Raw genomic sequence first — 7,328 nt, 5'->3', positions numbered from 1 at the left:
TCTACCAGCCTTCGCTTCGCTCTCCATGGCTGGCAGCGGATGAAAAAGGGTCACCCGCACAACGGTTGTACGGGAAACATTCATACGCCAGCTTGCCCCAGGATACCGGCCACTGCACAAACAAACACCGGAGGCATTGAAAAAACCACTCAGGCTCAGTATCAGGCTGCCGCCAGCCACAAACCCTTTACACCCTCCACCAGGAATTGCGCGGCGATGGCGCCAACCACCAGTCCCATGAGACGGGTCAGGATACGGGTTCCGGTCTCTCCTAGAAAGCGGTTGATGGTCACTGCGTAACGCAGTGTAAAAAACACGGCGATGGTCGAGACGAGAACCGCACCGTAGAGGATACCCTTTTCCAGCAGATCAACACTGCGATTGTTCAGCACCACCAGCGTGGCAATCACGCCCGGACCAAACAGTATGGGAATCGCCAGAGGGATGACAGAAATATCCTCCTTCTCCTGAGCTTCCTGATTCTCCGCACTGCTGTGCCTGGTGCTGGCCACCCGGCCATTGATCATGTTCATCGCCAGCATGATCAGAACCACGCCCCGATGACCTTGATGGAAAGGACATTGATGCCGAAAACATGGAAGATGAAGCCGCCACCGACCAGGGTGACCACTGAAGCGACAAAAACCGTAATGGAAGCGGCCCGCGCTGTCTTTTTGACATAGGGCAAGTCTGTCGGATTGATCAGCGACACCATGATGCTTGCGGCCGCGATGGGATTGAGAATGGTCACCAGCGCGATGACGTCATGGAGAAAAAGCTGAGCCAGTTCAAGCATGTCTGTATGATCCGGCAAGGCTCAGGGCGCCTATTCCTTTTCTTCGATCCAGTGCATCTGAATGGCTTCGAGCACTTTCTCGCCGCTCTTGCCGGGATCGTCGTCGAAGTCATCAAGGGCGATGACCCAGTTGCGCAGATCCACGAAATTGACCGTCAGCGGGTCTACCTCAGGATGGGTTTCATCCAGTTCGATAGCGATATCCAGCACGTCTGTCCAGCGCAGTCCCATCAGTGATTCTCCGATACCTGGTTGATGGTGTACTTGGGGATTTCGACCACTAGGTCCTCATCCCCCACTTCGGCTTGGCAGCTGAGACGGGATTCCGGCTCCAGTCCCCAGGCCTTGTCCAGCAAATCCTCTTCCGTCTCACTGGCTTCGTCAAGGGAGTCGAAGCCCTCGCGCACGATCACGTGACAGGTGGTGCAGGCACAGGATTTCTCGCAGGCATGCTCGATCTCGATACCGTGCTCCAGCGCAGCGTCACAGATCGTGGTACCGGGCTTGGCTTCGATGACTGCACCTTCGGGGCAGATTTCCTCGTTGGGAAGAAAGATGATCTGGGGCATTGAATCTCAGTCCTGCTTATTCGAATTCGTTGATATTGTGACCGGCCATGGCTTCCTGAATACCGGTATTCATGCGCCGCTCCACGTAGAACTCGCACACTTTTTCCACATGCTTTGCCTGCCGGTCGATGGCGGCGGCATCTTGTGCATCGATGGCTTGCATCAGTTGTTGCAGCGCGGCATCGATCTGTTCCCTCTCCCGGGTATTCAGCAACTCCTCGCCGTCTTTGGCCAGCGCAGACTGCAGGGCTTCCACGACGCGCAGACCTTCCACCCTGGCCTCGGCCAGCTTGCGTTCTTCGAGATCCTCTTCCGCATGTTCAAAGGAAGCCTGCAACATGCCGGTGATCTCTTCATCACTCAGGCCATAGGAGGGCTTGACCGTAACACTGGCTTTCACACCCTGACTGAGCTCTTCCGCCTCCACGTTGAGGAGACCGTCGGCATCCACGCTGAACGTGACGCGTATGCGGGCAGCACCGGCCACCATGGGGGGAATACCGCGCAGCTCGAAGCGCGCCAGTGACCGGCAGTGATCCACCATCTCACGCTCACCCTGCACCACATGTACCGCCATGGCGGTCTGTCCATCCTTGAATGTGGTGAACTCCTGGGCGCGGGCCACAGGAATGGTTGTATTGCGGGGAATAACCTTTTCCACAAGACCGCCCATGGTCTCCAGCCCCAGGGAGAGCGGTGTAACGTCGAGCAGCAGAATTTCTTCATCCGGCTTGTTGCCTGCCAGCACATCGGCCTGAATGGCAGCGCCCAAGGCGACAACCTGGTCGGGATCGATATCCACCAGCACAGGACGGCGGAAAAAATCACTGACTTTCTCCCTCACCCTGGGCATGCGTGTGGACCCTCCCACCATGACCACTTCCTTGACTTCTTCGGCATCCACGCCGGCATCCCGCAGGGCACGCCGGCAGGCACTGATGGTCTTGCGGATCAGGGGATCGACCAGGCTGTTGAAGGTCTCCCTGTCCAGGGACCCCTGCCAGCGGTCACCTCCGGGAAGCGCGATATCGAGGGCGACGCTTTCTGCATCACTCAGTGCTTCCTTGGCGTTGCGCGCATCCAGCATCAGCTGGCGCAATACCTTGTGATTGGCATCATCGGCAATACCGGCCTGATCCATGATCCATTCAGCGATGACCTGGTCGAAGTCATCACCACCTAGAGCGGAATCGCCGCCGGTGGACATAACCTCGAACACGCCTTTGTTGAGACGCAGGATGGAAATATCGAAAGTGCCACCGCCCAGATCGAAAATGGCGTGTACACCATCGGCACCTCGATCCAGCCCGTAGGCCACCGCTGCTGCTGTCGGCTCGTTGAGCAGGCGGAAAACATGGAGTCCGGCCAGCCGCGCCGCATCCTTGGTGGCCTGGCGCTGGGCATCGTCAAAATAGGCCGGCACGGTGATGACCACACCGCTGAGTTCCCCGCCCAGCGTGTCTTTCGCCCGTCTGGCGAGCACCTTGAGGATTTCTGCCGACACTTCGATGGGACTGACATCACCCGACACGGTGTGAATGCGGGGCACACTGCTGTCCTGCCGGACGAACTCATAGGGCAGCCCTTCGCCCAGGGATTTGATATCGGCCACGGGACGGCCAATAAGACGCTTGGCCGAGGCGATGGTGTTCAGAGGATCATCTGTTGCCTGCTCACGCGCATCGTAGCCCACCTCTGCGCCATCGGCCGTGTAATGCACCACCGAGGGCAGAAGAGCCCTGCCCTGGTCATCGGGCAGGATTTCCGCCTGGCCGCTGCGCACTGCCGCCACCAGCGAGTTGGTCGTACCCAGGTCGATGCCGGCTGCCAGCCTGTGCTCATGGGGAGCCGCTGCATGTCCGGGTTCTGCGATCTGCAACAGCGCCATCAGTACATGTCCTCGAGTTCGGCTTCCAGGGATTCGGCTTCGGAAAGCAGCTTGTTGAGAAACTGCATCTTGCGCACCGTTTCCCTCGCCGCTTCCAGGTTGGGGGGACTGGGATCTTCGAATTTGATCGCCATCTGCGCAACCAGCGTCCGGATCATGGCACTGATGCGCCCCATGAGTTCATCGAGCACGTCTTCCGGATGCTCGGCGTAACGGGCGTTTTCCAGTTCCTCCCGCAACTGCAGCTGCTCCATGAGAAACGCGGTATCGCGGGTGGTCTCCTTTTCCGCCTGCATATCGATGCCGTGCAGGGACAGCAGATACTGCGCCCTAGTCACGGGGTTCTTCAGGGTTTCGAAAGCCTCGTTGATGCGCGTTGTCTGCTGCAGTGACAGGCGCTGTTCCTGCTCGGTCGCATTGGCGTAGCGATCGGGATGTACTACCCGCTGCAGCTCCCGGTAGCGCCCGACCAGCTCGGCGCCATCGATGATGAATCCCACGGGCAGGCCAAACAGTTCAAAATAGTTTTTTGCGAGATCGAACATGGTTGCCCCGGAAAAAGATGGAACTAGACGGTAAAGCTTTCGCCACAACCACAGGAGGCCTTGGCGTTGGGGTTATTGAACCTGAATCCTTCGTTCAGCCCTTCCTTGCCATAGTCCACTTCAGTGCCGTCCAGATACAGCAGGCTCTTCCTGTCCACGATGAGCTTGACGCCGTGATCCTCGAATACCACGTCGTTTTCCTCATCCAGCTCATCCACGAATTCGATGACATAGGCCATACCAGAGCAGCCGGAAGTCTTCACCGCCAGGCGCACTCCCACGCCCTTGCCGCGGTTTTCAAGAAAGGCGCGTACGCGTTCTGCAGCTGTTTCTGTCAGGGAAATGCCCATTTCGCTCAGTCCTGCTTGGCGGTGAAATCTTCGATAGCAGCCTTGATGGCGTCTTCCGCCAGCACGGAGCAATGCACCTTCACCGGCGGCAGGGCCAGTTCCTCGGCGATATCCGTGTTCTTGATCTGCTGCGCCTCTTCCAGGGTCTTGCCCTTCACCCATTCGGTGAGCAGGGAGCTGGAAGCAATGGCGCTGCCGCAGCCATAGGTCTTGAACTTGGCATCCTTGATCACGCCATCGTCGCCCACCTCGATCTGCAACCGCATGACGTCACCACAGGCGGGTGCACCCACCATGCCGGTACCCACATTCTTGGAAGCGTCGTCCATCTGGCCGACGTTGCGGGGATTTCCATAATGATCGATAACCTTGTCGCTGTATGCCATAAGCTTTTCCTCTTAATGCGCTGCCCATTGTACCGAGTTGAGATCGATACCGGCCTTGTACATATCCCACAGGGGCGAAAGATCGCGCAACCGTTGAACTTGTTCGCGCAACTTACTGATAACAAAATCTATTTCCTCCTCGGTCGTATAGCGGCCGAGGGTAAATCTCAAGGAGCTGTGAGCCAGCTCGTCCGGCCTGCCGATGGCGCGCAGCACATAGCTGGGCTCCAGGCTGGCGGAGGTACAGGCCGAGCCGGAAGAGACGGCCATGTCCTTGAGCGCCATCATCAGGCTCTCGCCTTCGACGAAATTGAAGCTGACGTTCAGATTACCGGCGATGCGCTGCTCCAGATCACCGTTCACGTAGACCTCTTCCATATCCTTGAGCCCGCGCCAGAGACGGTTGCGCAGGGCCAGCAAACGGGCGTTCTCATCGGCCATTTCCTCTTTGGCGATACGGAAGGCCTCGCCCATGCCCACGATCTGGTGGGTGGCCAGCGTGCCCGAACGCAGGCCGCGCTCGTGTCCGCCACCATGCATCTGGGCTTCCAGCCGCACCCGTGGCTTGCGACGCACATAGAGGGCGCCCATGCCCTTGGGACCGTAGATCTTGTGCGCGGAAAAGCTCATCAGATCTACCGGCAGCGACTGCATATCTATCTCGACTTTACCTGCGCTTTGCGCTGCATCTACATGAAATACAATCTTATTTTCACGACATATTTCACCAATTGCAGCGATGTCCTGAATCACACCGATCTCGTTGTTTACGTGCATCACCGAAGCCAGAATGGTGTCATCACGAAGCGCTTCACGGAACTTGTCCAGGTCCAGCAGGCCGTTGGATTCCACATCCAGATAAGTGACTTCGTAGCCTTCCCTTTCGAGCTGCCGGCAGGTATCCAGCACCGCTTTATGCTCAGTCTTCACAGTGATGATATGCTTGCCGCGCTTGTGATAGAAATGGGCAGCCCCTTTGATGGCCAGGTTGTCGGATTCGGTAGCTCCGGAAGTCCACACGATTTCCCGCGGGTCAGCATTGATCAGCGCCGCCACGTTCCGCCTTGCCTCATCGGCAAGCTTCTCCGCCTCCCAGCCGAAAGGATGGCTGCGCGACGCCGGATTGCCGAAAACGCCGTCCAGTGTCAGACAGTGACACATCTTCTCCGCCACCCGCTCGTCTACCGGGGTCGTCGCAGAATAATCAAGATAAATAGGGAGTTTCATTCACTGCTCCAGAATTGCTTTCGCCCGCAGGCTTCACGAATGTGTTGCGATCGACAGGTTCAAATCCTGTGGCTTGTTTGCGCTTTTCTTTTTGGCCAGTTGCTTGTCCAGCAGATCCTGCAGGCTGATGCTGCTCAGGTAGTCATAGATGCTGTCACTCAGATCCTGCCAGAGCTCGTGGGTCAGGCAGCGCTTGTCGCCATGGCAGTTGCCCTGGCCGCCACAGGCGGTGGAATCCAGGCGCTCGTCCACTGCGGTGATTACGCCTGCCACGTCGATACGCCGGGGCTCCAGCCCCAGGCGATAACCGCCGCCCGGCCCACGGGTGCTGCTCACCAGTTCGCGTTTGCGCAGACGGGCGAAGAGCTGCTCCAGGTAAGACAGGGAAATATCCTGCCGCTCTGCAATATCCGCCAAGCTTACAGGGCCGTCTTCCGCATGCAGGGCCAGGTCCAGCATTGCGGTTACCGCATATCGTCCTTTTGTGGTCAGTCTCACGCGTCGATTCCCGGTTTCAATATCTGGGCGCAACTATACATTACCGACTATTTTAGTCAAGTATTAGCAAAATCTGAAATTCGTGCTCCGGTACTTTCTATTGGTCAGCGGATTCGTCAGATTTGACCGTGTCATCATCCCCACCGCTGAGACGGCTGAGCTCATCCGCCGTGGAGACGACGATCTCGCAGGAAGCCAGCTCCGGCAGATCCACGTCTTCTTCCGTGTAGCCCATGCTCTTCAGCACTTCACACATACGGGACATTTTGGATTCCAGCACATGCACATGATCGAGCATGCAATTGATGGCATTGGCCACCGGGTCCGGCGCATCCTCTGTCGCGCCATAGGCGTCGAAACCCATTTTGCGGGCCAGTTTTTCGCGGTGTGCCGTATCCCGCTTGGTACGCCGCTCCACCAGACGACCGGGTATCCCGACTACCGTGCCATTGGCAGGCACCGGCTTGACCACGACAGCGTTGGAGCCGATCCTGGCGCCATCACCGATCTCTATAGGCCCCAGCACCTTGGCGCCCGCACCCACCACCACATCATTGCCCAGGGTGGGATGACGCTTGCCCTTCTCCCAGCTGGTTCCGCCAAGGGTCACACCATGATAAAGGGTGCAGTCATTGCCGATAACGGCTGTCTCGCCGATCACCACACCCATGCCGTGATCGATGAAAAAACGCCGCCCGATCGTAGCACCGGGATGTATTTCAATCCCGGTAAGCCAGCGGGCAGTATTGGAAACAGCCCGCCCCAGCCATTTGAAGTTGCGCTTCCACAAACCATGCGCCATACGATGCACTATCACCGCATGCAGACCCGGGTAAGTCGTAAGCACCTCGAAAGTGTTTCGCGCCGCCGGATCCCGGTCAAAAACAGATTGAATATCTTCACGCAGTCGTTCAAACATGGTTCAGTACCGCCTGGCCATCAATATCCGACTATTTTACTCTATTTTAAAGTTGCCCCATAGCAGCGAACAGGCTGTTGGTTTTGTTTCAGCATGGGACTTCAGGTTCAGCCCGGGCCTGACTGAAAGAATCACCTTCAAGTTCCGGAA

The 7,328-nt window shown here is 57.6% G+C and carries 9 protein-coding genes and 1 pseudogene; all 10 read right to left on the bottom strand.

The window, feature by feature from the left end; translation table 11 throughout:
• Positions 1-161: 161 nt before the first annotated feature.
• Positions 162-796: pseudogene (locus ACOCD2_RS09305) on the bottom strand (MarC family protein).
• A 30-nt stretch (positions 797-826) separates the two neighbouring features.
• Positions 827-1,027, bottom strand: coding sequence for a Fe-S cluster assembly protein IscX (iscX, locus tag ACOCD2_RS09300; RefSeq protein ID WP_293646620.1), 201 nt, complete (start codon positions 1,025-1,027; stop codon positions 827-829).
• Positions 1,027-1,365 carry an ISC system 2Fe-2S type ferredoxin gene (gene fdx, locus ACOCD2_RS09295; protein WP_293646618.1) on the bottom strand — a complete coding sequence of 113 codons (339 nt, stop codon included), beginning with the start codon at positions 1,363-1,365 and terminating at the stop codon, positions 1,027-1,029. Before fdx ends, iscX begins: the two co-directional genes overlap by 1 nt.
• 16 nt (positions 1,366-1,381) lie before the next feature.
• Positions 1,382-3,253, bottom strand: coding sequence for a Fe-S protein assembly chaperone HscA (hscA, locus tag ACOCD2_RS09290; RefSeq protein WP_293646616.1), 1,872 nt, complete (start codon positions 3,251-3,253; stop codon positions 1,382-1,384).
• Positions 3,253-3,798, bottom strand: coding sequence for a co-chaperone HscB (gene hscB, locus ACOCD2_RS09285; RefSeq protein ID WP_293679986.1), 546 nt, complete (start codon positions 3,796-3,798; stop codon positions 3,253-3,255). The genes hscA and hscB overlap by 1 nt, the downstream gene beginning before the upstream one ends.
• Before the next feature lie 23 nt (positions 3,799-3,821).
• Positions 3,822-4,148, bottom strand: coding sequence for an iron-sulfur cluster assembly protein IscA (iscA, locus tag ACOCD2_RS09280; RefSeq protein WP_293646612.1), 327 nt, complete (start codon positions 4,146-4,148; stop codon positions 3,822-3,824).
• A gap of 5 nt (positions 4,149-4,153) precedes the next feature.
• Positions 4,154-4,534, bottom strand: a complete 381-nt coding sequence (gene iscU, locus ACOCD2_RS09275; protein ID WP_293646610.1) for a Fe-S cluster assembly scaffold IscU — start codon at positions 4,532-4,534, stop codon at positions 4,154-4,156.
• Positions 4,535-4,546: 12 nt separating this feature from the next.
• Positions 4,547-5,761, bottom strand: coding sequence for an IscS subfamily cysteine desulfurase (locus ACOCD2_RS09270; RefSeq protein WP_293646608.1), 1,215 nt, complete (start codon positions 5,759-5,761; stop codon positions 4,547-4,549).
• A gap of 33 nt (positions 5,762-5,794) precedes the next feature.
• Positions 5,795-6,259 (bottom strand): Fe-S cluster assembly transcriptional regulator IscR, encoded by a 465-nt coding sequence (gene iscR / locus ACOCD2_RS09265; protein ID WP_293646606.1) that lies wholly within the window; start codon positions 6,257-6,259, stop codon positions 5,795-5,797.
• A 97-nt stretch (positions 6,260-6,356) separates the two neighbouring features.
• Complete coding sequence (gene cysE / locus ACOCD2_RS09260; RefSeq protein ID WP_293646604.1) at positions 6,357-7,178, bottom strand: serine O-acetyltransferase; 822 nt, start codon at positions 7,176-7,178, stop codon at positions 6,357-6,359.
• Positions 7,179-7,328 lie beyond the last annotated feature (150 nt).

Origin of the sequence: Thiolapillus sp. (genome assembly GCF_048562965.1) — a bacterium.
Lineage (GTDB): Bacteria > Pseudomonadota > Gammaproteobacteria > Chromatiales > Chromatiaceae > Thiolapillus > Thiolapillus brandeum_A.
The sequence above is the reverse complement of the archived record's forward strand: the minus strand, read 5'-3'. Positions and strand labels throughout refer to the sequence as shown.